Consider the following 24524-nt stretch of genomic DNA (forward strand, 5'->3'; position numbering starts at 1 on the left):
GCGTCGCCTCCGCCTGCGGATTGCGCCATCCAGCAATCCGCAGGCTGCTGCGCGTTAGCCGGGGGCAGCAGTATCGTCACTATCGTTGGATTCGACGATATTGGCACTATCGTCGATCTCGAGTTCCATCAACGCCGAACTGAGCGATTTGCCATGGGCGTCGAGCGCGAGCGAACGAGTGACACCGCCGCCCAGTGCATCGCTCAACACGAAGTTGAAGGCAGCAATGCGCGGCAGTTCGTAGCGCACGACGGCGCCTCGCACGACATCGCCGAGAAACGCCTTGACCCGCTCGGCGGTGACTTCCCGGCGAAGCCGTTCGTAATGGCGGGGGTCATGGCAGATGAGCGAGACATTGAGCGTATTGCCCTTGTCGCCCGTACGCGAGTGCGCAAGTTCACGCAGCTTCATGCTCACGCTCCACAAAAGTGAACGATGGTCGCGCGTGTTCGCGCGCGAGCAAGACCGACTGGACAGCCAGCACTTCGCGAACCGATTTGCTCGCGCCGCCGCCGCCCGCCGGGCCATTGGTGTACAAGGTCTCGACCTCGTTTCCGATGCGCAGGGCCTCGCTCGCCGAGGCTGTACGCCCCGCCACGCGCACCCGCACTTCGTACGGATCGCCGTGACGTGCGCCGGCCGTCTCACCGTGCAGGGAATTCATACCGATCAGATCGCAGCGCAACTCGCTCGTTTGTACACCAGTCAAGGCGAGTCGCTCGCGCACGATGTCGATGGCAAGGCGCGCACGCGCCACGGCGCCCGGGCCGCCGTAAGAGATCTGGCCTTCGCCGATGAACCCGTCGATGTAGCCGACCGAGACCTTCAGTTTGCCGGTGTGAGGCGTGCCGCGCCCACCTTGAACCTTCACCCGATCCGGACCATCGGCTGCCACGCTCACTTGCGAAAAATCGGCAACGACGTCCGGCTGCAAATAGCGTTGCGGATCATGGATTTCGTAGAGCAACTGCTCCTTGCAGGTGGCCGGCGTCACGTGTCCGCCCGCGTGTGAGACTTTGGTGATCACGACCGATCCGTCCGGCGACACCTCGCCAATCGGGAAACCGAGCCGGGCCAGATCGGGGACGTCTTTGTAACCGGGGTCAGCGAAGTAGCCGCCGGTGACCTGGCCCGCGCATTCGAGCAAATGGCCCACGACGGTCGCTTGTCCGAGCGTGTCCCAATCGTCCATCCGCCAGCCGAATTCGTGAATCAACGGCGCCGCGAACAGCGAAGGGTCGGCGACGCGGCCCGTCAGGACGATGTGTGCGCCAGCGGCGAGCGCGTCGACGATGGCGCTTGCGCCAAGATAGGCGTTCGCAGAAACGATGCGCTCGCGATACGACGCCACCGGATCCCCCGTTTCTTCGAAGGTCGTGTCCGACGCCAGTACGACATCGAGCACGTCGTCGCCGGTCACGGCAGCGATTCTGAGCTCGCCAAGCCCCAGGCGATGCGCGATCTGCGCCGTTTTGCGCGCCGCAGCCAGTGGATTGGCCGCTCCCATGTTGGAGATGATGCGCACGCCGTTGCGAATCGCTGCGGGTAGCACAGCCGTCATACGCGCTTCGAGCAGTGGGTCGTAACCGAGCTCCGGCGACTGGCGGCGGGTCTGCTGTGCGATGGCGATCGTGCGCTCGGCGAGGCATTCGAAGACGAGATAGTCGAGCGCGCCATGCTCGGCAAGTTCGACTGCGGGCTCGATCCGGTCGCCGGAATAACCGGCGCCTGCGCCGATACGGATCGCGCGCGGCGTGGCTGTCGTGGGTGTAGACGGCGTCGATGTGCCTGTCATACGTTCATCCTTGATTTCCAAATCGCACTCAACGAGGCGTTCAATGGGGCGTCGAAGACGCGCTCCAAATCGCGCCGTTTCGTGAAGGCTTAAAGCGGGAATACGCCGAGCGCGACCGCGGCGATCGTCATCACGACCGACGCGCCGAACAGCAGCGGGAAGGTAAATTTCTGATGATCGGCGAGATCGATGCGGCACAGACCGACCACCAGGAACGTTGCCGGCGTGAGCGGACTGACCGGGAAGCCGGTCGTCATCTGGCCCAGCAGCGCTGCCTGACCGACGTGAACCGCCGGCACGCCGAGTTGTCCCGCGACTTCCGCGATGACCGGCAAGACGCCGAAGTAAAACGAATCGGGATCGAACAGCATGCTCAGCGGCATGGATACCAGACCGAGCGCGACCGGGATGTGGCCGGCCATGCCCGGTGGCACGAAGCCGACGGCAGATTGCGCCATCGCCTTGAGCATGCCGCTACCTTGCATGACACCGGTGAAGACACCCGCAGCAAGCAGGATGCCGGCCATCATGAGGGCGGCGCGCGCATGCGCATCGATACGCTTGCGCTGCATGTCGACGTCCGGGTAGTTCACCATCAACGCGACGCACAGACCGACCATGAACATAATCGCGGGCGGGATCTTTTCCCCCATCACGACCATGGTGCCGAGCACGACCAGCGTGAGCACGATGTTGAACCAGAAGTGCTTGGGGCGTCGCAACGCCTGTTCCTCCGGCGACAGCGCTCGCTGGGGCATGGGAATCGAGCCGTCGACCGACGCCAGTCCCAGCCGCTTTTCTTCGCGTCGGCCCAGCCAGTAAGCCACGCCGAAGACGAACACCAGGCCGACGGCCTGCACCGGAATCAACGGATTGAAGAGACTCGAGATCGGCAAGTGCAGCGACGCCGATGCGCGGATCATCGGGCCGGTCCATGGCAGGAAGTTGATGCCGGCGGCCATCGACACGGCGGCGGCCAGCACGCGCCGGTCCATGCCGAGACGATCGTAGAGCGGGAGCATGGCGGGAATCGTCACGAGGAAGCAGACGGCACCTGACCCGTCGAGATGGATCAGCAGGGCGAGCAGGGTCGTGCCCATGACGATGCGCGTTGGACGCGTTCCCACTGCCTTGAGGATACGGTCGATGATCGGGTCGAGCGTGCCGGCGTCGGTAATCGTGCCGAAGTACAGGATGGCAAATACGAACATGCCCACGACCGGCGCGAGGCCCCTGAGGCCGTCGAGCACGAACTTGCTGGTCTGGAAGCCGAAGCCGCCGATCAGCGATGCGGCAATCGGCACGAGGATCAGCGCCACGAGCGGCGACATGCGCTTGGACAGAATCGCGCCGAGCAGCACGACGATGGTAGCCAGCCCCAATAGCGGAAGCATGTGCTTGTCTCCGATGTTGTTTTTTAATGCGATGGAGCGTAATTTCTGACTTTCGATAACGCAATTGAAATGATTTGATTGCAGCGATCACAAACCATAATGGATCTGAACTTACGAGACATTCGGGCGTTCATCGCGGTGGCGCACAACGGCAGCTTCACGCGAGCGGCCGCGCGGCTGCATTTGTCGCAACCGGCGCTGACAGTGCAAATCAGGCGGTTGGAGGAAACCGTGGGGGTACGCCTGTTCGACCGCAACAGTCGAAACGTGGCATTGACGCCCACGGGTCGCGAATTGCTGCCGCTGCTCCAGAAGTCGCTCCATGACATGGAGCATGTGCTGATCGACGCGCGTGCGTTGGGCGATGGGTCGAGCGGCACCATACGCGTGGCCTGTTTGCCGACGTTTGCCGCGAGTGTGCTGCCCGAGCTGATCCAGCAAATGAACGCAGCGGTGCCGCGTGCGCGCTTTCACGTGCGCGATGCCGTGGCCGGGGTCGTGGATGCACTGGTTCGCAACGAAGACGTCGATATCGGGATGACCGGTGGCGAGGTGAACGCCGCCGACTTCGATGTTCTGTACACCGGTGCGGACCATCTCGTTGCTGTCTTGCCGCCCGCTCACCGGCTCGCGAGACGCAAACGCCTCACGCTGCATGACCTCGCCGACGTGCCCCTGGTCCTGACCGCGCAGGGCACGAGCGTTCGGGCCGTGGTGGACGCCGCGCTGGCTCGCAGCGGTGTCGTGCCGGATATCGCGTGCGAGCCGACCTACATGATGACGGCCGTTGCGATGGTCCGTGCCGGACTGGGCGTGACGATCCTGCCAGCCTCCGCCCGGGAGGTCAGGGCAGAGCCGCAATTACGCGTGCGTCCGATCCATCACGACGACTTCCTGCGGCCAATCGCGCTGATCAAGAAGCGTGGGCGGACGCTGCCGCCGGTGACCCAGACGTTTGTGGAAATGTTGTTGGACCGTCTGGCCGCGCAAGAGATCGCCTGAGTCCCGAGGTGCCTGATTTGGCGGAGCCTTGCCGCCGCCACGCGAGGTCTTGGGAACGACGAAAAGTCGTGCGGGAGCCCCATCCATAATGCGTTGGCCTGCAACGACGAGGATAACGGCGATAACGGAGATAGCGCGCTTGCCCGGTGTCGGCGTGCCCCATTTCGGGACTGTCGGCATTAGGGTTTTCACTTACGTTTTTGCCGGTCTGCGTTACAATCCGCGCTTCGCATCGCTCGGCAACCGGCTTGGACCTCGACCGCCGACGCACAGACACGATGGCGTCGACCGAGACTGGTCCAGTGCCCCTCGGGCCGGTTCTGAACGATCCGGTGACGCCCAACGCCATTTTTTTAGGGTGACTCTCATGACCCAAACGGACAAGAACACGGCGCCCGGACGCGGCCGCAAGCCTTTCACCCGACGCAAATTCCTGGCCACCGCTGTGGGTGCCGCAGCCGTCTGGGGCGGATATTCGTATTTCTTCGGCAGTCAGTATCGCGCCGCAAAGGCCGATCGCACCGTCGACGTGCTCCTCATCGGCGGCGGCATCATGAGTGCAACGCTCGGTGTGTACCTGAAGGAACTGGAACCGAATTGGACATGCGAGGTGTTCGAGCGTCTGGACAAGGTCGCCGAAGAGAGTTCCAACGGCTGGAATAATGCCGGCACCGGCCACTCGGCGCTTTGCGAGCTGAATTACACGCCGATGGACGACAAGGGCAACGTCCACATTACGCAGGCGATCAACATCAACGAGAATTTCCAGATCTCCCGCCAGTTCTGGGCGCATCAGGTGCGCAAGGGCGTTCTGGGCAATCCGCGCGAATTCATCAACGCCACGCCGCACATGAATCTGGTGTTCGGCGAAGAGAATCGGGAATTCATCCGCAAGCGCGTCGAGGCGCTCAAGGCTTCGCCGCTGTTCGCCGGTATGGAAATGACGACCGACCCGGCGAAAATCGCCGAATGGATTCCGATCATGATGCAAGGGCGCAAGGCGGACGAGGTGGTGACCGCGACGCGTTCGCCCCTGGGCACCGACGTGAATCTCGGCGAAATCACGCGCCAGTTCTACAAGCATCTCACCGGCAATTCGGGCGTCAAGGTCACGACCGGGTACGAAGTCCGCTCGATCACGCGCAACGAAGACGGCACGTGGCGCGTGTCGGCCTTCGACATGAACGACAGCACGAAGATCCAGACGGTGGACGCGCGCAATCTGTTCATCGGCGCGGGTGGGGCGGCGTTGCCGCTGCTTCAGCTCTCCGGTATCCCCGAGGCGAAGCAGTACGGCGGGTTCCCGGTCGGCGGCGAATTCCTCGTGACGGAGAACCCCGAGATCGCTTCGCGCCATCTAGCGAAGGTATACGGATTGGCCGATACGGGCTCGCCCCCCATGTCCGTGCCCCATCTGGATACGCGAGTGCTCGACGGCAAGCGGGTCATTCTGTTCGGGCCGTTTGCCACCTGGTCGAGCAAGTTTCTCAAGAACGGCTCGTACTTCGATCTTGCCAAGGCGGCTACGCCGTCGAACATCGTTCCGCAATTGCAGGTCGGCGTCCATGAATTTGCGTTGGTGAAGTATCTCGCGCAGCAGTTGGCGTTGTCCCGTGAGGAAAAGATGGCCGCGCTGCGTCACTACATGCCGCAGGCAAAGGACGAAGACTGGCGTCTCTGGGAAGCGGGACAGCGCGTCCAGATCATCAAGAACGATCCCGAAAAGGGCGGTGTGCTGAAGCTTGGCACCGAAGTCGTGGTGTCCAGCGATCGTTCGGTGTCGGCACTGCTCGGCGCGTCGCCGGGCGGGTCGACCTCGCCGGCGATCATGCTCTCGCTGCTTGAGCGCGTGTTTCCCGAGCAGATGAAGACGCCGGCCTGGCAGCAAAAGATCCGCGAGATCGTGCCCAGCTATGGCAAGAAGCTCAACGAGCATCCGGAACTGCTTGCTGCGCAATGGGCAAGCACGGCCGAGACGCTGCAGCTGGCGATCGCGCCGCCGAGCCTCGATGGCGTGGTTCCCGCCGCTCCCGTGGCGACCCCCGGCGTGGTGAAGAAGGTGCCGGACATCGCGCTCTAAGAGTGAATCTTATCGCGCCGGCAAGTCCGACGATCCGACTATCCATACCCCTTCGGATTTCGGACCTGCCAGCGCCAGTGATCGATACACATGCGCTCCAGACTTCGGCTGGCTTCCCAGCCGAGCAGTTCGCGTGCGAGCGACGTGGCTGCGTAACAGCATGCGACGTCGCCTTCGCGCCGAGGCATGAGTTCATACGGCACGCGCTGACCGCAACTCGCCTCGAACGCCCGGATCACCTCCAAAACGGTGTAGCCGCGTCCCGCCCCCAGGTTGACCGTGAAGCCGCGATCGAGGCGGTCCAATGCCCGAAGCGCCATCACATGGCCGTGTGCAACGTCCATCACATGCACGTAGTCACGCATACCCGTGCCGTCCGCCGTATGCCAGTCGCTCCCGTACACTTTCAGCCGCGGTTCCTGACCGAGCGCAACGCGTGTTACCCGCGGCATGAGGTTATTCGGCGCCCCGACACTGTCCTCACCGATGCGCCCGCTCTCGTGTGCGCCCACCGGATTGAAGTAGCGAAGCACGGCGAAGCGCCATGCGGGATCCGCTCGGGCCGCATCGCGAAGCAACGCTTCTGCGACCAGCTTCGTTTGTCCGTAGGGACTGGCGGCACACAGCGCACATGATTCGTCGATGGGCACGCGCTCGGGTTGGCCGTACACCGCAGCGGACGAGCTGAAGACGAGATGCCTTACGCGGTGCGCCTGCATGGCGCGAACCAGCGCCAACACGCCGCCGACATTGTTGCAGTAGTAATCGACCGGTCGCGTGACGGACTCCCCGACGGCTTTGAGCGCGGCAAAGTGAATGACCGCCGAGATGTCGAACGTCGCAAAGATGCGGTCGAGCGCCCCTGGCGAACACACATCGGCCTCCACGAACACCGGCGAGCGCCCGCCAATCTCGGCAATTCTGGCCACGACCCCACGCCGGCTGTTGACGAGGTTGTCCACGATGACCACGTCGAACCCGCGCTCAAGCAACGCCACACAAGTGTGCGAGCCGATATAACCGGTACCCCCCGTCACCAGAACGGTATGTCGACGCATCGCTGATTTCCCTGGCTGCGGACGACTGGCGTCACGTTGCGAGCCGTCTCGCAAATATCGTGCCGCTCACGCAAGTCGCGCGTCGCTGTGCAATCGAACGGCGCGTGCGGCACAGCGCACTGCCAATTTGCATCCGTTTGCAGAATCCGCCAGTTCCTTGCGGCTGTCGGAGGGCTGCGAGTATTGAGGGTGGGAGGATTGCGCCGTGGTACGGCTCTTGCAGGTCACTTGGCTTCGAGAGCATTCGCCACGCGTCGCGATCCCGCACCTGCGGGGCGACGCCCGGCAACCCGGGAGGTCATGCGCTTGACGACGAAACCCGCTTCCGCCACCGCGAGATGGCGCATAGCCACTTATCTCTGGCAGGCCGTACGCGCCCACGGCTGGCGTGTGGTCATCGCCCTGAGCCTGCTGGTCGCGGCCAAGCTTGCGTCGGTGTCGGTCCCGGTACTGCTCAAAGGCATCGTGGACGAACTGGGCGCGCCCACGGTTGCCATGCTCCCCGTGTTCCTTATCCTCGGCTATGCCGTCGTACGGTTTCTCTCGAACGCCTTCAATGAAGTCCGGGACGTGGCGTTCTCGGAGGTCACGCAGCGCACGGTCGCCGACCTCACCGTCAACACCTTTTCGCATCTGCATCGGCTGAGCGCCCGATTTCATGCGCAGCGCGAGACCGGTGCGGTCATTCGCGACATCGAAAAAGGGACGACTGCCGTTGGTTTTCTGCTCGGTGTATCGCTGTTCGCGATCGTGCCGACGCTCGTCGAGATCGGGTTGATTCTGGTCATCATCGTGCGCAATTACGGCGCGGGCTTCCTCACCATCATCGCCGCGACATTTCTGTCTTACGCGGCTTGGACCGCCTATGCGACCCGGCGCCGCATGCGCATGCAGATGCAGGTCAATGCCCTGGAGGCCGCGCAAAGCAGCCGGATCGTGGACAGTCTGCTCAACGCCGATACCGTCAAGTATTTCGCAAGGGAGTCGTTCGAGACCGAGCGGCTTCGCACTGTCGCGGACGACTGGGCCAAAGCGGGCGTTGCCAACCAGTCGGCGCTCTCCGCGCTGCACATCGGACAGAGCGCCTGCATCGGCGCGGGCATCGCGGCCGTCATGCTGCTCGCGGGGCAACATGTCATGGCGCGCGCCATGACCATCGGCGATCTCGTGCTGATCAACGCCTACATCATTCAGGTCAGCTTGCCGCTCAACGCGCTGGGTTTCGTGTTCCGCGAGACCAACGATGCCATTACCAACATCGAACGCCTTTTCGCGCTGCTGTTCGCGAAGGGGCGCGACGACGAGGACAACGACGCAGCGGGTGCGCATCCATTGAAGATCGAAGGGGGCGCCATCGAGTTTGCGGGCGTCGATTTCAGCTACGAGCCGGGCCGCCAGTTGTTGCACGACGTGTCGTTTCGCGTAGGCAGCGGTCAGACGGTCGCGATCGTCGGCGGCAGCGGCTCGGGGAAATCGACGCTCGCGCGTCTGCTGTTTCGCCTCTATCAACCGGATGCGGGAACCGTGAGCATCGATGGCCAGAATCTGCGTGACGTCACACAGCAGAGCCTGCGCGACGCCATCGGCATCGTGCCGCAAGACACCATCCTGTTTAACGAGACGCTTGCCTACAACATTGCCTACGGACGCCCCGGCGCGACCCGCGCCGATGTCGTCAAGGCCGCTCGCAGCGCGCAGCTCGCCCCGTTCATCGAATCGCTGCCGGATGCGTACGAAACACGCGTCGGGGAGCGGGGCATGCGGCTCTCCGGCGGCGAGCGACAACGTATCGCCATTGCCCGCGCGCTGCTCAAGAGCCCGCCGATCATCGTGTTCGACGAGGCGACGTCTGCCCTCGACACGCGAACCGAGCGCGCCATCCAGGACGAGATGATGCAACTCGCGGCGCAGCGAACGAGCCTGCTGATCGCCCACCGCTTGTCCACGGTCGTGGGGGCCGACTGGATACTGGTGATGGAGCGGGGCCGGGTCGTCGAACAAGGTCGTCACGACGATCTGCTCGCGCGAGGCACTGTCTACGCCCAGATGTGGCAGCTTCAGGAGCAACAACGTGCGCTTGAACAAATCGAGCGCCGTGTCGTCATGCGACCGGTGTCGCTGGTGCCGCTCGTCGATGGCGTGCTCGACGCCTTGCGTGAGTCCATTGCCGCGCACGGCACGCAAGTCCACCGGGAAATGACGACCGAGGACCTTGTCGTGAACGTCGATGCGCCGAGCCTGCACCACGTGCTGTGGGAACTCTGTCGGCTCGGCGTGGAAACGATGGGGCAGGGCGGCCAGCTCGATGTTCGCGTGCGGCGCGACGCCGACGACGCACTGATCGAGTTCGCCAGTCCGCTGTTCGATGCGCCGGAGCTCTCCTTGCTCGACTTTGCGTCGATACAGGCAAGTCTCGAGCATCACGGCGCCTATCTCACCCGCTCGCACGACGACGTGGGTGTCGCCCTGCGCATCACGCTGCCGCTTCGTCCCGACGCCCTCATCGACGCGCCTGCGCCTGCACGCCCACCTCCACCTTCTGTTGCCCAACATCCCACTGAACCTCACCGACGCTGATATGACACGCTACCAAGGAAGTCACTTCGCCAATCGCGCAGCGGCCATCGCTGCCCTGGAACTGCTGATGCCGACGCTGCTCAATGCCATGCAAAACGACATCGTCGGGCAAAGCGGTTGTCTGCACATCGTCGTCATGGACCCCGCCATGGGGCCCGACGTGGCGACGTTCGAGGAGTCCATCCTCTATGAGTTGTCATTGCCGGACCCGAAGCAGTGGGATGCCGATTACGGTGCGTATGCGCGCGCGAAGGCTCGCGTCTCATGGCTGACAGGCAAGGACAGCCGGGTGGTGCAGCTTTGCGAGCCCTATCGCCTGCGCTGCGGTGACACCAATCTCTGGGGCAGTGTCGCGCAGCACGGCATCGTCGTGGGGGTCTCCGGCGCGCTGCCGCATTTCGACGAAGCGCTCGCCGGATGCGTCGCCCATTGTCTGCGCGCGATGGCGCAGCACCGCGCCAACGGAACCGTGGAGACCTTGGCGCTGAACGGAGACTGAGGGGCGCGTGCGCCGCACGCTGTCGCGTCGACGCCAAATTACATGCGGCTGGCAGAAAGGCAGAGGACCGCCGCCAGATCCGCCAACGTTGCCCATTGCCGAGCCCGTCCCCGCTCACGACTCATTCGTCGTAAGGCGTTATGAAACAACGAGTTGCACATGTAGCTCCCTAGTGCAGCGGCTCCCCTGTGCGATGTGGCACGTAATTCGCTCTATGACAGACATACGCTTGTCGAATCAAGCGTCGCTCACTATCTCATGTCTCTCAGGAGCCAGCATGTCAGCAAAGGAAAACCGCGACACGAGTCATGTCGCAACGCCCCTCGACGCGTCGTTACGTGGAAAGCATGTTCTCGTGACGGGCGGCGCGAGAGGGTTGGGCGCGGCCATCTGTGAAAACCTCGCGAGCGCTGGCGCTCGCGTGACGCTTGCGGACGTCGATCGCGCCAGCGCATCGAACACGTGCGAATCGCTCGCCGCGCGAGGGCTCGACGTTGCGTTTCAGTGCTTCGACGTGCGCCACGAAGCATCCGTGACCGAGGCCGTTCACGACGCCCGCACGCGCATGGGCGGCCTCGACGTCATCGTCAATAACGCGGGCATCGACATTACCGCGCCGGTCGATGAAGTCGGCGCGAGCGCGTGGCACGACGTCCTCATGACCAATCTGTTCGGCCCGTATCTGATGTGCCACGCGGCCGTCCCGATGATGCGGGCAAGCGGGGGCGGACATATCGTCAATATCGCCTCGACGGCAGCCAAACGTGCATGGCCCAACGCTTCGGCCTATCACGCGACGAAGTGGGGCCTGCTGGGCCTCTCGCACGCGCTGCACGCCGAATTGCGTGAGGCCGGCATCAAGGTGACGGCCATCGTCGCCGGCGGCATGCGCACCCCGTTCCTGCTCGATCGCTTTCCGGACATCGACGAGTCGACCCTGCAACCACCCGAGAACGTGGCGAATACCGTGCGCTTCGTGCTCACGCAACCCGAAGGCACGGTCATCCCCGAGGTGATGGTGCTGCCCATGCGCGAAACCTCATGGCCGTGATCGGCGGGGCGCCCGCCATGACCGGCGCCATTCTGATCGACAAGGACGGCACGCTCATCGACGACGAGCCGTTCAACGTCGACGCCGACCGAATCCGTCTGGCGCCTGGCGCGGAGCAGGCGCTGCGCGATTTCGCGACGCTCCGGTGGCCCGTTGCCGTCGTCTCCAATCAACCGGGGGTCGCGTTCGGCTATTTCGCGGAAACGTCGCTCGGGGACGTGCGCGATTACCTGTCTCGCGCGATGACGTATTACGGCGTCGACTTCGCCGGCTTCTTCTACTGTCCGCACCATCCGGAAGGACGCGACGCCGCCTATCGGACGGCCTGCACCTGCCGAAAACCTGCCCCGGGACTGTTGCAGGCCGCGGCGCGACACATCGGCGTGCCGCTGTCGTCGTGCTGGATGATCGGGGACATTCTCGACGATGTCGAGGCGGGCAATGTCGCGGGATGCCGGACCATCCTCGTCGATTGCGGCAACGAAACGATGTGGCGCAGCGGCGCCCATCGAACGCCGGACCACACCGTGGGCAGTGTCGACGCCGCAGCCCGGCTGGTGTTGACCTATGTGCGCGACGCGGCGCCGTCACCTCTGCTACCTCTGGGGAAATCATGATGAGCTATTGGCGCGCGGCACGACGCATTCTGTGCGTGAGGCTCGACAACATGGGGGACGTCCTGATGACGACACCCGCAATGCGAGCCCTCAAACAATCCGGCACCGACCGGCATCTGACGCTGCTGACGTCGTCGTCCGCCGCCAAGCTGGCGCCGTACCTGAACATGGTCGACGATGTCTGGGCCTATGACGCGCCGTGGGTCAAACACGCGCTGACAACGACATCGGAGGCGGATTTCTCGATGATCGACAAGCTCAGGGCAGGGCACTTCGACGCGGCTGTGATTTTCACCGTCTACTCGCAAAGCCCGTTGCCCGCCGCGATGATGTGTCGTCTTGCCGGGATTCCGCTGCGGCTCGCGCATTGCCGGGAAAATCCATACGCCTTGCTCACCGACCGTATCGTCGAGAGCGAGCCGCACGCGGGCACACGGCACGAGGTCGTTCGCCAGCTTGCGCTGGTGCAGTCGGTCGGCGCGCTCGCCTCCGACGAGCGACTGGGCTTCGACGTGCAGCGTCAGGACAGACGCGCCGTATCGCAATTGCTTGCCACGGCGGGCAACCGCCACGCCCGCGGGCGGTGGCTGGTCATTCACCCGGGAGCGACTGCGCCGTCGCGGCGATGGCCGGCGGAGCGTTTCGCGCAGGCCGGTGCGCAACTCGCGAACGACTTCGATGGCATTGCCGTGACCGGTTCACACGAGGAACACGCGCTTGTCGCGGCGGTCTGCGCCCGGATCGGCAAGAAGGCCCTGCCGCTGGCCGGAGCGCTGTCGCTTGGCAAGCTCGCCGCGCTCATCGAGCGCGCAGACCTGCTCGTCGCCAATAACACCGGGCCGGTCCATATCGCGGCCGCTGTCGGCACGCCGGTCGTCGATCTTTACGCGCTGACCAACCCCCAGCATCGCCCGTGGCAGGTGCCGCATCGTGTGCTCAACGTCGATGTGCCGTGCCGGAACTGCTATCGGAGCGAGTGCGCGGTCCCCGGGCATCCCTGTCTGACCGGGGTGTCGCCCGATGCCGTTCTCGCGGCGGCTCGCCATCTGCTGTCGTCCGGCACGCCGCGCGAGACCTCGCCAGTGGCGCTGCTTCGAACGCAGGCGCCGGAGCCGGGACCGCGTCGCCCCGGCCCGGTTGGGGACGTCGCGCGCAACGTGCACCCGATTCACTCAAGGAGCCGATGATATGTCGTCGCTTGCACCACCGTCAGCCACCCGTTACACGCTGGGTATCAACGCCGCCTTTCATGACAGTGCCGCTTGCCTGATTCGCGACGGCGAAGTCGTTGCCGCGGCCGAAGAGGAGCGTTTCACTCACATCAAGCACGGAAAGCGGCCTGTGCCGTTTTCGGCGTGGGAATTGCCGTACCACGCGATCGACTATTGCCTGCAAACGGCCGATATCGAAATGCGCGACGTCCACAACGTGGCCTACGCCTACGATCCCTGGCTGCAAGTGGCGCGCGGCGACATTCCCGGCATCGACCTGCGCGAGGCGGTCCATGGCGATGGCGCTGGCTATGTTGCCGCCCCCGGGCACAACGCGTTCATGCAACTGCCTCTGATGCCGTCGGCCCATGCCCGCCCCGTTGGCGACGGGTCGCCGTGGGATCCGCTGTTTCTGTCCTACGTCGCCAATGCGCCGCGACAACTGGCCGACGGTGCGCCACATCACCTGCAAAAGCGCTTTCGCGGGCTGCGTCATGATGGCCCGCACGCCTGGCACAACGTCGAGCACCATCTCTCCCACGAGGCTAGCGCGTTCCTCGCCGCGCCGTTCGAGCGGTGCGCTGTGCTGACGATGGATGGCCGGGGCGAAATCGCCACGACCAGCTATGGACTGTTCGACGGCAATCGCTATCAGCGCATCAAGCAGATCGACCTGCCGAACTCGCTCGGTCTGCTCTATGAGCGCATTACGCGCCATCTGGGATTCCTTCACTCATCGGACGAATACAAGGTGATGGCGCTCGCGTCGTTCGGAAATCCGTCGTTCATGCCGGAGATGCAAGCGCTCGCGCGGTATATCGATAACGGCGAATACGTTGTCACGGACCGCGATCTGACCGAACTGCTGGGGCCTGCAAGGCAACGTGGGTGGCCGCTGGAGCATCGCCATTTCGACATTGCGCGTTCGCTGCAGGACACGCTGGAATCCATCGTGCTCGACATGACGGCGTGGCTCTCGCAAGAGACGGGAGAGCGTTGTCTCGCAATGGCTGGCGGCGTAGCGCTCAATTGCGTGATGAATGCGCGCGTGCGCGACGACGGTCCTTTCGATCAGGTGTGGGTCCAGCCGGCGGCCGGCGACGCGGGGACGGCGCTGGGCGCGGCGCTCTGGGTCGACTTTGAGCAACGGGGCACACGCGGGCCCTGGCGCATGGAACACGCGTATCTCGGCCCGTCATATGACGAGGCGGCCATTCAGGCGTTTCTCGACGAGGCCAAACTGCGCTATCGCCGGATGGACGACGTGCCTCGCGAGACGGCTGCGATACTCGCGCAAAACCGGGTGATCGGTTGGTTTCAAGGGCGCATGGAGTTTGGTCCGCGGGCGCTGGGGGCGCGCTCGATTCTCGCCTCACCGGTCGATCCCGGCATGCAGCAGCGCCTGAATCAGATTAAGGATCGTGAGGATTTCCGGCCCGTGGCACCCGTCGTGCTCGAAGAAAAGGCGCACGAATGGTTCCGGGCACGACGCCCCGGCAAGCCGGGAGATGAGGCCACGCTGTACGCACCTTTCATGTTGTTCGTCTACGGGATCGTGCCTGAGCAGGAGGCGCGCATCCCCGCCGTTTGTCACGTCGATGGCACCGCGCGAGTGCAAACGGTCAACGCGTTGCAAAACCCGACGTATCACGCACTGCTCACCGAATTCGAAGCGTTGACCGGGGTGCCCGTGCTCGTCAATACCTCGTTCAACACACGCGGCGAGCCCATCGTATGCACGCCGCGCGACGCGGTGGAGTGCTTTTGGGCTTCGCCGCTCGATGCCCTCGTCATCGGGCCATATCTGCTGGAGAAGCCGCAATGACCGACGATCGTGATGCGACACGTGCTGCGCCGGTCGTCTCCGTGGTCGTGCCGACGTGGCGACGCCCCGACCTGTTGCACCGTTGCCTGACGGCGCTGTGCGCGCAGCAATTCGACGCCCAGGCGTTCGAGATCATCGTTGCGGACGACGGGCCTGACGACGCGACGCGCGAGGTCGTCGAGCGAATCCGGTCGCGAACGGCAGGCGCGCCCGACGTGATCTACCTGCCGGTCACTCGGACTCAGGGCCCGGCTGCTGCCCGCAATGCCGGTTGGCGATGCGCGAGGGCCTCGGTCGTCGCTTTCACCGACGACGACACGATTCCCGATCCGCTATGGCTACGTGGGGGATGTGCGGCGCTGCTGCGCGAGCCCGAAGCGGTCGCCGTCGCGGGCGAGATCGACATGCCGATCCCGGATCCGCCGACCGATTACGAGCGCGACGCCAGCGGACTGGCCCATGCCGAATTCGCGACGGCCAACTGCTTCGTGCGGCGAAGTGCGCTTGAGGCCGTGGGCGGTTTCGACGAGCGCTTCACGCGCGCATGGCGGGAAGACGCCGATCTCATGTTCGCGTTGCGCGCATTGGGCGCGATTTCCTTTGCGCGCGGTGCGAAGGTCGTGCATCCGGTGCGGCCCGCGCATTGGGGCGTGAGCATCGGGCAGCAGTCGAAAGTGTTTTTCGACGCCTTGCTCTACAAGAAGTATCCCGCGCTCTACCGCCGTCACATTCGGCCATCGCCGCCCTGGCTGTACTACACGGCCGGCATTGCGTTGCTGGGCGCCGTTTTGCTGTTCGCCTTTGGCCAGTATCCGACGGCCACCGTGGCGCTCGCCGTTTGGGCGGCGGCCACCGCCATGTTTTGCGTCAGACGCTTGCGGCATACCGCGCGCACGCCCGCGCACGTGGCCGAAATGGTCTGGACGTCGATCGTCATCCCACCGGTTTCCTTGTACTGGCGTATGCGGGGCGGCCTTCATTTCAAGGTGCTATTCCTATGAGCCGCTTCCCCAGCCATCCCAACCATTCCAGCCCTCGCACATTCGCCATGGCGACCCGCTCGCCGAGCATGCCGCTGCCGAGCGAGCCGCCCGTGCGCATGGACATTCCCGGTCTTGGCACGCATCGACGCATTGTCGTGTTCCGGGCGCTGCAACTCGGCGACATGCTGTGCGCGGTGCCGGCGCTCCGGGCGATCCGGCTAGGCGAGCCGTCGGCGCGCATCACGCTCGCGGGTTTGCCGTGGGCCGAATCGTTCGCCGCGCGCTTCAAGGAGTACATCGACGACTTTCTGCCATTCCCGGGCGCGCCGGGATTGCCGGAGCAGAACACCGACGCCGAAAGACTGCACGCCTTCGAGCGTCAGTGCCAGGACCGGCACTTCGATCTGGCGGTGCAATTGCATGGCAGCGGCGGTTATTCGAACGCCGTCGTCAGCCGGATGGGGGCCGACCGGTGTGTCGGGTTCGTGCCACCGCCGGATAGGCTGCCAGGCTCGCCGCGGGAGCCTGACGAGGGCATTGCGCACGGACTACCGTGGCCGGAGACCGGATCGGAAGTGCACCGCTGTCTCGCGCTCACTCAGGCAATGGGCTATCAGGCGTGGGGCGATCATCTCGAATTCCCGTTGGCGGCTCTCGATTACGCGACCTTTCAGGTGCTCTGCGACAAATTCCGGCTCGAACCGGGCCGATTCGTCGTGGTGCATCCCGGCTCACGGATGCCATCGCGCCGCTGGCCGGTGGAGCGCTTCGCCAGCATCGCCGACAAGGTAACGCGCCTGGGCTATCGGGTCATCCTCACCGGCGGCGCACAGGAGCGCGAGATTGCCGACGCGCTGACGACGCGCGCGCACGAGCCCATTGTCGACTTTTGCAGCAAGACGTCGCTGGGCACTCTCGCAGCACTGATCGCGCATGCGCGGCTACTGATTTGCAACGACACCGGCGTCTCGCACATTGCCGCCGCACTTGGCACGCGCAGCGTCGTGGTCGCATGCGGCAGCGATGTCCCGCGATGGGCGCCGCTCGACACTGCGCGCCACCACGTCGTGGCGAAGTACCCAGCATGCCGCCCGTGCATGTTTCATACGTGCCCATATGGACATGAATGCGCGAACGACATCTCGGTGGCCGAGGTCATGCGTCATGTGCAAACGAGGCTGAACGTCGATACACGCGCAGACATCAGCACCGGGGCGGGAGACAGGTGATGAAACGACTGAAAGTACTGACATGGCAGGTCCACGGCAACTACCTGTTTTATCTGTCTCAGGCGCCGCACGACTTTTACATCGTGACGAAGCCCGGAAATCCGGCTGGCTATGCCGGCTGCGGAAGCGCCTTGCCGTGGGGCGGGAACGTGTACGAAGTGCCGTATCACGCGGTGCCGCACACCGAATTCGACTGCGTCCTTTATCAGCACCACCGTCACTATCTCGAAGACGGGCCAGCGCTTCTGAGCGAGGCACAACAGCGCCTGCCCACCGCGTTCGTCGAACATGATCCGCCGCAGGCACATCCGACGAATACGCGTCATCCGGTGCAAGACCCTGACGTCATGCTGATCCACGTCACGCCGTTCAACGCGCTGATGTGGGATTCGGGCGATACCCCTACGCGAGTGATCGAGCATGGGGTGAAGATGGTCGACGAGGTCGAGTGGCACGGCACGTTGCCGAAGGGCATCACGGTCGTGAACCATCTCGCTCGGCGGGGACGCCGGCTCGGGGCCGACATATTCGGGCAGCTCAGGTGCGAAATCCCGCTGGACCTTGTCGGCATGGATGCTCAGGCGCTGGGTGGGATCGGCGAAATACCGGCATCGGAACTACCGCGTTTCATGTCGGCATACCGGTTCTTTTTCAACCCGATCCGCTATACCAGCCTCGGGCTGGCGGTGATCGAAGCCATGATGGCAGGTCTTCCGGTCGTGGCGCTGGCCACGACGGAAATGGCGATGCTGATTCGCTCGGGGCACAACGGTGTGGCCGACACGCGGCTGGACGTGCTTGCGGACGCCATGCGGCAGTTGATACGCGATCCGGCGCTCGCTGCCGAATGGGGACAAGCGGCACGGCGCGACGCGCAGGCACGGTTCAATATCGGCCGCTTTGCGCAGGATTGGGACCGCGCACTGCGGGAGCTGACGCAGTAGGCGGAGCCGCCATATCGTTTCCGGCTCGCATCCGCCCGCACTCACCCACCTCAACCCGTGGCTGCGACGGCCATCCCTTCGGACTGGGCGGTGTCCTGCGTCATCAACGCCAGCCGGTTGTAGAGCGTCTTCAGGCTGATGCCGAGCGCCTTCGCCGTTCGCGGCTTGTCGCCGTCGAAGTGCTGCAACGTGGCGGCGATAAACGCCTGCTGGGCCTGCGCGAGCGTGGCGCCGATGGGAATGTTGAGCGCGCCGTCGCGCAGTTCTTCGCGCTGTTTCGGCACCGGCAGCGGTTGGAGATCCAGATCGCCATCCGTCATGATGAACGCACGCTCGATCGTGTTGTGCAACTCGCGCACGTTACCCGGCCACGTATGTCGGCGCAATACGGCCAGCGATTGTGCCGAAAACCGCTTTGCCGTGCCGCTTGCCGTATTGAGGCGGTCGAGGTGGGTCTGCGCCAGAGCGATCACATCGTTGTCACGACGTCGCAACGGCGGCACGTAAAGGGTGAACGCCGCCAGACGGAAGAGCAGGTCCTCGCGCAGACGCCCCTCGCGCACCGCGCGCCCCGGGTGAGCGTGGGTCGCGGCAACGACCCGCGCAGTGAAGCCCACCGGCTCGCTCCCGCCGACCCGCACTACCGTGCGGGTCTCGAGTGCGCGCAGCAACTTCACCTGCAACGGCAATGGCATGTCCTGAATCTCGTCGAGAAACAAGGTGCCGTCCGAAGCGGCCTCAAAGACCCCGAGGCGTTGCGAAACGGCGCCGGTAAAGCTGCCGCGCTCATGGCCGAACAACTGCGACTCGGCCAGTTCGTGAGGAATGGCGGCACAGTTCACGGCGACGAACGGAAGGGGATGACGCGGACCCGCGTCGTGAAGATATCGGGCAACGACTTCCTTGCCGCTTCCGCTTTCGCCAACGATCAATACATTGGCCGGTACGTTAGCTAACCGTTCGATCTTGGCACGCAACTCCGTCACGCTTCGCGAATCTCCGGCGAGTCGCGCATACGCATCCTCATGCACTGCCATGCATTTCTCCCTGATTGCCCCGACGACAACGGCCGGTGATCCCGGCTCTGTATCCAGCACTGTAGCCAGCTCTGTAAGACGGCGCTGACAGACGCTCGATGCTTTTCGATTTATAAAGGGTAACGCATCGAGCGCGGCTTCGGATTGATTGTTTGGGTGCCTGATGGTTTTCGGATAGCCACATTGCATGGCGCCCGCGCAACCTTTGAAATTCGACTGCTGTCCGAACATTGCGATCGTAACGATCCTACTGGGGCGCACCGCAATGCCATACATACTCATTGTTGAAGACGATCAGGACACGCGCGACATGCTCAGCGCAGTGGTGCAGACGCAGCAATTGACGTCCGATGCCGTGCCGACGCTCGCCCTTGCGCGCGAAAAGATGGCAAGACGCGTGCCCGATCTGATTCTTGCCGATCTTATGCTGCCCGACGGCAACGGACTGGATTTGCTTGGCGATTTTCCGCATGCCGCGAGTGTCGAGGTCGTGGTGATGACCGGGCATGCCAGCGTAGACAGCGCCATCGACGCTCTGCGCAGGGGCGCCGCGGATTATCTCGTCAAACCCATCAATATGCAGCGCCTGAACAGCATCATTGCGCGGGTGCCTCGTCCCGACGAACTGCGCGGCGAGATTCTGGCGTTGCGGCGCGAGTTGCAGGAGCTCGGACGGTTCGGTCGAATGCTCGGCAATTCACCTGCCATGCAGTCGGTCTATCGCTCGATCGGCCGCGTTGCGCCGAGCGAAGCGTCGGTCTTTCTGATGGGCGAGTCGGGCACGGGCAAAGAGCTTGCCGCGCAGACGGTGCATGACCTCAGCTTGCGACGCAAGGGGCCATTTGTTGCCGTGAATTGCGGCGCGATTGCCGCCAATCTGGTCGAGAGCGAAATGTTCGGCCATGATCGCGGCAGCTTCACCGGTGCCGAGCGGCAGCACAAGGGCTTCTTCGAACGCGCAGACGGCGGCACGCTGTTTCTCGACGAAGTGACCGAAATGCCGCTCGAATCGCAGGTCAAACTGCTTCGCGTGCTCGAGACGGGGCGCCTCACGCGCCTCGGCTCGACGCAGGAAATCGACGTGGACGTGCGCATCATCGCCGCGACTAACGTGAATCCGGAAATCGCCGTGAGTGAAGGGCGCTTTCGTCTCGATCTCTATCACCGCCTGAACGTCTTTCCCGTCACGCTGCCACCGCTGCGTGAGCGCGGCGACGATATCCCCATGCTGGCCAAGTCGTTTCTCGCGTCGCTCACCGAAACCGATGGTCGGCAGATGCGGTTCAGCGATGCGACACTCGAAGCGCTCAGCGAGTATGACTGGCCGGGCAACGTGCGCGAGCTCCGCAACCTCGTGCATCGCGCGCGCATCCTCAACGATGGCGACGTCATCGAGACGCTGCCGCCGCCGATTCTCGCGGAGTTCGACGAAGCCATCGTCAACGACGACAGCGTCACGGTTCCCCTGGAGACACCGCTGGAAGACATGGACAGGCAACTGATTCTGGGGACGCTGGCGCGGTGCGGTGGCGTCAAGGCGAGGGCCGCCGAAATGCTCAACATCAGCCTGAAGACGCTATACAGCCGTCTGGCCGAGACGCCCGACAAGGACGACGGGCCGAAGGCGCAGTCACAATGACCCGGGAGCCGGTTGTCGAGACGTCTTCACCAACATCTCTCGCGAATTCACCGGGCTACTCGCTCGCGCCCGCCAGTGCGGGGTCAAGTTCTGCGGCTTCAACGCGTCGCCGCATCGCCTCCACGCGCCGTGGGATGACGCTGCGCTCGCGCAGGATCCATGAAAGCCCGCGCAGTGTATGGGCCCAGCCGGCAAGGCCGCCGGCCTCGCGCCAGACGTGCGGTGCATGTCGCCACGTTTGTCGCAACGCGGCGCACAGGGGAAAGCGCAGCCACGCCGTCCAGATCGCATTGCGAGCGAGCGTGGCGCGCCGGGCGACAGCGTCGCGCACGAGCGAAGGATAGTGATGAACGGTCAACTGGTCACTGTAGACAAGGGTCCAGCCGCGCGCGGCAATGTCCAGTGCGAGCAGTGTTTCCTCGCCGCCGAGAAAGAAGCGCGGATGGTACCCGCCAGCGGCAACGAAGGCGGATCGGCGAAAGACGGTCGCCCCGGCGAGCATACCCAGAATCGTGGGGCCGGGTTGCCTGGCGAAGGTCTGGAGCGGGCTGTGGCGCATGATCGTGCTGGTGCTGTCTTCACGACGCTCGACGCCGACGAGCACGCGGGCCGTCAGCGCACCGATGTGAGTATGTTTGTCGAGCAGGTCTGCGGCGAGACACAGGGAGCCGGGTTCCCACCACGTATCGTCGTCGCAAAACGCGACGTAAGGCGTTCGCGCATGGCGTACGCCGATGTTGCGCGCGCAGGCCCCGAGGTTCGTCGCCGAGCGGAGCAATGTCACGTCCGGGAACTGTTCCCGAACCATGTCCGCCAGCGCGCGTTCGGAACCGTTATCGACGACGATGATGGCCGGGCGCTCCGGCAGCGCGACAAGGCGTCGCAGCGTTCGTCGCAATTCGAACGGGCGCCGATAGGACAGGACAACGACGGTGATGCGAGGATCTCGCCGCACCACGACGCGGGCGGGAGATGCACTTAGCGCGATACAGGAGACCATTGCAGTTGCCAATAACTCTCGGAAGTATTCAGTTCGATCAACGCCTCGGGATCGAGGAGCCCCAACTGGCTCTCGTATGCCTCCATGGCCTGGACCTTGCGCGCGCCGTAGTCCGTAGCAGAGGCATCAGCGGCATCAGCGCCGTTACCGGTTTGCGCAGGCACGGGTTCAACGCGGCGCGGCGCGTACCCCTGCGCTCGCCACGCGCCAATGCGCGCCCCCACGAGTCCGCTCAGGCGGCGGTATGGCATGTCCTCGTAAAACCACCAGCGTGCCAGGTCCGCCGTGCCGGGTTCGGGCTCAAGATCCGCACCGGCGGCACCGGTGGCACCGGCGAGCGCCCGGGTGCGCTCGTGAAGCATTGCCCACACGGCATCGAACACAAGCGCATGATCGCTGTGAAACAACCCGAGCGGACTGAGCACACGGCGCTGCGGATATTTGTCGATCACGGCGCCGAGTGCCGTTGCAATGGCTTGCGCCGTATTGCCTTCGACATACTGCCTGTCGAGAAACGGCAGCCAGATGGGTTCCGCGCCGAGCATGCCGAGCGCAGCGAGGTCCTCGGCACGCCGCGCCTGCATGGCGGCATTGGCCGACGCGAAACCTGCGGCTTCGTCCCACGGCGGCGCCGCGACGTCGTCCGGCGGAATACCCGCGAAGACGGTGACGACGATGGCGCCGGGCGCAGCGGCAAGGAGCCGTCCGCAGCTGAAAACGGCATCGTCGAGATGCGGCGATATCACCAGCCAGTTCGACGTTTCCCAAGCTTCGGGAAGGGGGCTTTGCGTCATGTGCGTCCTCGATCAATTCGGTGGCCATTGTGAGCAGCAAGTTTCGTGCCGGACGCGTGGCGACACTCATCGGGGTCACGGTGGCGGCTGTGGCGACGGATTTCGTTCTGAGAACTCGCCTCCCGTCCGGCGCTGCTGAACTCACAGGATTGGTCTACGTGCCGGTCATCGTGCTTGCCGCGTGCTGGTCCCGCCGTACCGGTAGTGCGCCCCAGGCCGAGCGGGTGCTCGATGCCATGCCCAACGCGACGTTGAGCGTCGATAACGAGCTTCGCATCACTCACTGGAATCCCGCCGCCGAGCGCATGTTCGGGGTGCCGTCGGATCAGGCCGTAGGACAGGTCGCGACACGGTTCATTGCGCGGCACTGGCTCAGGCAGCATCCCTTGCGGATTCCGAAAAGTGTCGAGGCAGCGCGCGCGTCGGCGGTCGATATCGTGTGCCTGCGTGCCGACGGGCGGCCGTTCCGTGCGACGTTTTCCAGCGCGCCATTGCGTGACCGGGCGGGCCAATGTGTCGGCGCGACAGTCCTCATGCGTGACGAAGGCAAGCGACATCTCGACAACCGTCGTATTCGTCAGTCCCTTCGGGGAGCGCGCAACGAACGGGATCAGGCGGATACGTCAAATCGCCTGAAGGATGAGTTGCTCGCCACGGTTTCCCACGAATTGCGAACACCGCTCAACGCCATCTACGGATGGGTTGAGGTGCTTCGGCACCCCTCAGGGCAGCCGATGCAGTCGCAGGCCATCGACGCGATCGACCGCAGCGCGCGCTCGTTGGCTCACATGGTCGACGACATTCTCGATGTCTCGTCGCTCGCGACCGGAAAGCTCCGGCTGGAGCGCGTGCTGGTCGACCTGGAACGCATCGTGCATGACGTCACGGTGACGATGCAGACCATGGCGAACACGGAAGGGGTAACGCTCACGTCGAGCATGTCCGCACCGACCGGCATGCTGCTGGCCGATGGCGAGCGCCTGCGGCAGATGCTCACGAATCTGGTGTCGAACGCCATCAAGTTCACGCCCCGCGGTGGGCACGTGAAGGTATTGCTTGAGCAGGACGCGCGCTGGCTGCGCCTGTCCGTGATCGATTCGGGGCAGGGCATTGCCGCCGAGTTCCTGCCGCATGTCTTCGACGCCTTCCGGCGTGAGTCGGATGCACCGGTGTCTCCGCGTCGTGGGCTCGGGCTGGGGCTGTCGATCGTGCGGCACATCGCGGAATTGCACGGTGGTAGCGTGGAGGTCGCCAGCTGCGGTGTCGGTACCGGCAGTCGCTTCACCGTACGTTTGCCGTACGATCGACCCGCCACAAACACATTCGCACCCGACACACGGGTCGTGCCGATGCACCCGTCCACGGTCCTGCAGGGGCAGCGCATCTTGCTGGTCGACGACGACGACCCGTCGCGCGAGAGTCTGGCAGCCGCCTTGCGCACCTTGGGCGCGGAGGTGCGTGAAGTCGGCAGCGGACGCGAGGCGCTGGCTGCCTTGCACGAGTCGATGCCGTCCATCGTGTTGTCGGATCTGGCAATGCCGGACGGCGATGGATTCTGGCTCGCACGACAGTTGCGCGAGGTATTCGCGGCGCGGGGCAGCCAGCCAGACGTGCCGCTGATCGCCGTGACCGCACACGCGGACAGCGCGCTGCGCCGGCAGGCGCTTTCGGAAGGGTTTGGCGCGTATGTTGCCAAGCCTGTCGAATTGCGTTCGCTGGCGCGTCAGATTCTGACGCTGACCTCGCGCTGAGGGAGGGCCGTGGTCACCATGATGGCCGGCCCGGCACG

19 protein-coding genes and 1 pseudogene are annotated in these 24524 nt (G+C 64.3%); 13 read left to right on the forward strand and 7 right to left on the reverse strand.

The window, feature by feature from the left end; all coding sequences use genetic code 11:
* Positions 1 to 54: 54 nt before the first annotated feature.
* The 3 genes from PCA31118_RS04125 to PCA31118_RS04135 all read right to left on the reverse strand — a co-directional run bounded on the left by PCA31118_RS04125 (position 55) and on the right by PCA31118_RS04135 (position 3189).
* Positions 55 to 411: an AtuA-related protein gene (locus tag PCA31118_RS04125; protein WP_150623161.1), complete on the reverse strand. Its 357-nt coding sequence runs from the start codon at positions 409 to 411 to the stop codon at positions 55 to 57.
* The gene (locus PCA31118_RS04130; RefSeq protein ID WP_150623163.1) at positions 398 to 1795 is read right to left on the reverse strand and encodes an acyclic terpene utilization AtuA family protein; all 1398 of its coding nucleotides are present in this window, start codon (positions 1793 to 1795) and stop codon (positions 398 to 400) included. Before PCA31118_RS04130 ends, PCA31118_RS04125 begins: the two co-directional genes overlap by 14 nt.
* 89 nt (positions 1796 to 1884) lie before the next feature.
* On the reverse strand, positions 1885 to 3189 hold the full coding sequence (locus PCA31118_RS04135; protein ID WP_150623165.1) for a CitMHS family transporter: 1305 nt from the start codon (positions 3187 to 3189) through the stop codon (positions 1885 to 1887).
* A 99-nt stretch (positions 3190 to 3288) separates the two neighbouring features.
* Between PCA31118_RS04135 and PCA31118_RS04140 the strand changes: the two genes are divergently transcribed.
* The gene (locus tag PCA31118_RS04140; RefSeq protein ID WP_150623167.1) at positions 3289 to 4191 is read left to right on the forward strand and encodes a LysR family transcriptional regulator; all 903 of its coding nucleotides are present in this window, start codon (positions 3289 to 3291) and stop codon (positions 4189 to 4191) included.
* Positions 4192 to 4558: 367 nt separating this feature from the next.
* A complete protein-coding gene (gene mqo, locus PCA31118_RS04145) occupies positions 4559 to 6271 on the forward strand; it encodes a malate dehydrogenase (quinone) (protein ID WP_150623170.1) in 1713 nt (570 codons plus the stop codon).
* A gap of 38 nt (positions 6272 to 6309) precedes the next feature.
* On the opposite strand, the gene galE is transcribed toward mqo, so the two are convergent.
* Positions 6310 to 7329 carry a UDP-glucose 4-epimerase GalE gene (galE, locus tag PCA31118_RS04150; RefSeq protein WP_150623172.1) on the reverse strand — a complete coding sequence of 340 codons (1020 nt, stop codon included), beginning with the start codon at positions 7327 to 7329 and terminating at the stop codon, positions 6310 to 6312.
* Positions 7330 to 7629: 300 nt separating this feature from the next.
* Here galE and PCA31118_RS04155 point away from each other — a divergent pair.
* The 9 genes and pseudogenes from PCA31118_RS04155 to PCA31118_RS04195 form a co-directional block, all read left to right on the forward strand.
* Positions 7630 to 9861, forward strand: a pseudogene (locus PCA31118_RS04155) (ABCB family ABC transporter ATP-binding protein/permease); the annotation flags it as partial.
* 46 nt (positions 9862 to 9907) lie between these two features.
* Positions 9908 to 10405, forward strand: coding sequence for a hypothetical protein (locus PCA31118_RS04160; RefSeq protein WP_150623176.1), 498 nt, complete (start codon positions 9908 to 9910; stop codon positions 10403 to 10405).
* Positions 10406 to 10682: 277 nt separating this feature from the next.
* Positions 10683 to 11456 (forward strand): SDR family oxidoreductase, encoded by a 774-nt coding sequence (locus tag PCA31118_RS04165; protein WP_150623178.1) that lies wholly within the window; start codon positions 10683 to 10685, stop codon positions 11454 to 11456.
* Positions 11447 to 12073 carry a D-glycero-alpha-D-manno-heptose-1,7-bisphosphate 7-phosphatase gene (locus PCA31118_RS04170; protein ID WP_246190044.1) on the forward strand — a complete coding sequence of 209 codons (627 nt, stop codon included), beginning with the start codon at positions 11447 to 11449 and terminating at the stop codon, positions 12071 to 12073. Before PCA31118_RS04165 ends, PCA31118_RS04170 begins: the two co-directional genes overlap by 10 nt.
* The gene (locus PCA31118_RS04175; RefSeq protein ID WP_150623180.1) at positions 12070 to 13260 is read left to right on the forward strand and encodes a glycosyltransferase family 9 protein; all 1191 of its coding nucleotides are present in this window, start codon (positions 12070 to 12072) and stop codon (positions 13258 to 13260) included. Before PCA31118_RS04170 ends, PCA31118_RS04175 begins: the two co-directional genes overlap by 4 nt.
* Position 13261: 1 nt before the next feature.
* Positions 13262 to 15109: a carbamoyltransferase family protein gene (locus PCA31118_RS04180; RefSeq protein WP_150623182.1), complete on the forward strand. Its 1848-nt coding sequence runs from the start codon at positions 13262 to 13264 to the stop codon at positions 15107 to 15109.
* Positions 15106 to 16110 carry a glycosyltransferase family 2 protein gene (locus tag PCA31118_RS04185; protein ID WP_150623184.1) on the forward strand — a complete coding sequence of 335 codons (1005 nt, stop codon included), beginning with the start codon at positions 15106 to 15108 and terminating at the stop codon, positions 16108 to 16110. Before PCA31118_RS04180 ends, PCA31118_RS04185 begins: the two co-directional genes overlap by 4 nt.
* A 68-nt stretch (positions 16111 to 16178) precedes the next feature.
* Positions 16179 to 17321, forward strand: coding sequence for a glycosyltransferase family 9 protein (locus tag PCA31118_RS04190; RefSeq protein WP_425495323.1), 1143 nt, complete (start codon positions 16179 to 16181; stop codon positions 17319 to 17321).
* The gene (locus tag PCA31118_RS04195) at positions 17321 to 18265 is read left to right on the forward strand and encodes a glycosyltransferase (protein ID WP_150623186.1); all 945 of its coding nucleotides are present in this window, start codon (positions 17321 to 17323) and stop codon (positions 18263 to 18265) included. The genes PCA31118_RS04190 and PCA31118_RS04195 overlap by 1 nt, the downstream gene beginning before the upstream one ends.
* Positions 18266 to 18315: 50 nt before the next feature.
* On the opposite strand, the gene PCA31118_RS04200 is transcribed toward PCA31118_RS04195, so the two are convergent.
* Positions 18316 to 19302: a sigma 54-interacting transcriptional regulator gene (locus PCA31118_RS04200; protein ID WP_150623189.1), complete on the reverse strand. Its 987-nt coding sequence runs from the start codon at positions 19300 to 19302 to the stop codon at positions 18316 to 18318.
* A 265-nt stretch (positions 19303 to 19567) separates the two neighbouring features.
* Here PCA31118_RS04200 and PCA31118_RS04205 point away from each other — a divergent pair, with 265 nt between their 5' ends.
* Complete coding sequence (locus PCA31118_RS04205; RefSeq protein WP_150623191.1) at positions 19568 to 20941, forward strand: sigma-54-dependent transcriptional regulator; 1374 nt, start codon at positions 19568 to 19570, stop codon at positions 20939 to 20941.
* A 55-nt stretch (positions 20942 to 20996) separates the two neighbouring features.
* Here the strand turns inward: PCA31118_RS04205 and PCA31118_RS04210 are convergent, their stop codons facing one another.
* Both PCA31118_RS04210 and PCA31118_RS04215 read right to left on the reverse strand, forming a co-directional pair.
* Positions 20997 to 21941: a glycosyltransferase family 2 protein gene (locus PCA31118_RS04210; protein ID WP_150623193.1), complete on the reverse strand. Its 945-nt coding sequence runs from the start codon at positions 21939 to 21941 to the stop codon at positions 20997 to 20999.
* The gene (locus tag PCA31118_RS04215) at positions 21920 to 22735 is read right to left on the reverse strand and encodes a PIG-L family deacetylase (protein WP_150623195.1); all 816 of its coding nucleotides are present in this window, start codon (positions 22733 to 22735) and stop codon (positions 21920 to 21922) included. Before PCA31118_RS04215 ends, PCA31118_RS04210 begins: the two co-directional genes overlap by 22 nt.
* A 29-nt stretch (positions 22736 to 22764) precedes the next feature.
* Between PCA31118_RS04215 and PCA31118_RS04220 the strand changes: the two genes are divergently transcribed.
* The gene (locus PCA31118_RS04220) at positions 22765 to 24486 is read left to right on the forward strand and encodes a hybrid sensor histidine kinase/response regulator (protein WP_150623197.1); all 1722 of its coding nucleotides are present in this window, start codon (positions 22765 to 22767) and stop codon (positions 24484 to 24486) included.
* Positions 24487 to 24524: the final 38 nt, after the last annotated feature.

Source organism: Pandoraea captiosa, assembly GCF_902459775.1.
GTDB classification, from domain to species: Bacteria; Pseudomonadota; Gammaproteobacteria; order Burkholderiales; family Burkholderiaceae; genus Pandoraea; species Pandoraea captiosa.

What these genes read in the sequence shown, in the direction of transcription:
- PCA31118_RS04125 (WP_150623161.1), bottom strand. Translation starts at nt 411, where the DNA reads ATGAAGCTGCGTGAACTTGCGCACTCGCGTACGGGCGACAAGGGCAAT.
- PCA31118_RS04130 (WP_150623163.1), bottom strand. Translation starts at nt 1,795, where the DNA reads ATGACAGGCACATCGACGCCGTCTACACCCACGACAGCCACGCCGCGC.
- PCA31118_RS04135 (WP_150623165.1), bottom strand. Translation starts at nt 3,189, where the DNA reads ATGCTTCCGCTATTGGGGCTGGCTACCATCGTCGTGCTGCTCGGCGCG.
- PCA31118_RS04140 (WP_150623167.1), top strand. Translation starts at nt 3,289, where the DNA reads ATGGATCTGAACTTACGAGACATTCGGGCGTTCATCGCGGTGGCGCAC.
- mqo (WP_150623170.1), top strand. Translation starts at nt 4,559, where the DNA reads ATGACCCAAACGGACAAGAACACGGCGCCCGGACGCGGCCGCAAGCCT.
- galE (WP_150623172.1), bottom strand. Translation starts at nt 7,329, where the DNA reads ATGCGTCGACATACCGTTCTGGTGACGGGGGGTACCGGTTATATCGGC.
- PCA31118_RS04160 (WP_150623176.1), top strand. Translation starts at nt 9,908, where the DNA reads ATGACACGCTACCAAGGAAGTCACTTCGCCAATCGCGCAGCGGCCATC.
- PCA31118_RS04165 (WP_150623178.1), top strand. Translation starts at nt 10,683, where the DNA reads ATGTCAGCAAAGGAAAACCGCGACACGAGTCATGTCGCAACGCCCCTC.
- PCA31118_RS04170 (WP_246190044.1), top strand. Translation starts at nt 11,447, where the DNA reads ATGGCCGTGATCGGCGGGGCGCCCGCCATGACCGGCGCCATTCTGATC.
- PCA31118_RS04175 (WP_150623180.1), top strand. Translation starts at nt 12,070, where the DNA reads ATGATGAGCTATTGGCGCGCGGCACGACGCATTCTGTGCGTGAGGCTC.
- PCA31118_RS04180 (WP_150623182.1), top strand. Translation starts at nt 13,262, where the DNA reads ATGTCGTCGCTTGCACCACCGTCAGCCACCCGTTACACGCTGGGTATC.
- PCA31118_RS04185 (WP_150623184.1), top strand. Translation starts at nt 15,106, where the DNA reads ATGACCGACGATCGTGATGCGACACGTGCTGCGCCGGTCGTCTCCGTG.
- PCA31118_RS04190 (WP_425495323.1), top strand. Translation starts at nt 16,179, where the DNA reads ATGCCGCTGCCGAGCGAGCCGCCCGTGCGCATGGACATTCCCGGTCTT.
- PCA31118_RS04195 (WP_150623186.1), top strand. Translation starts at nt 17,321, where the DNA reads ATGAAACGACTGAAAGTACTGACATGGCAGGTCCACGGCAACTACCTG.
- PCA31118_RS04200 (WP_150623189.1), bottom strand. Translation starts at nt 19,302, where the DNA reads ATGGCAGTGCATGAGGATGCGTATGCGCGACTCGCCGGAGATTCGCGA.
- PCA31118_RS04205 (WP_150623191.1), top strand. Translation starts at nt 19,568, where the DNA reads ATGCCATACATACTCATTGTTGAAGACGATCAGGACACGCGCGACATG.
- PCA31118_RS04210 (WP_150623193.1), bottom strand. Translation starts at nt 21,941, where the DNA reads ATGGTCTCCTGTATCGCGCTAAGTGCATCTCCCGCCCGCGTCGTGGTG.
- PCA31118_RS04215 (WP_150623195.1), bottom strand. Translation starts at nt 22,735, where the DNA reads ATGACGCAAAGCCCCCTTCCCGAAGCTTGGGAAACGTCGAACTGGCTG.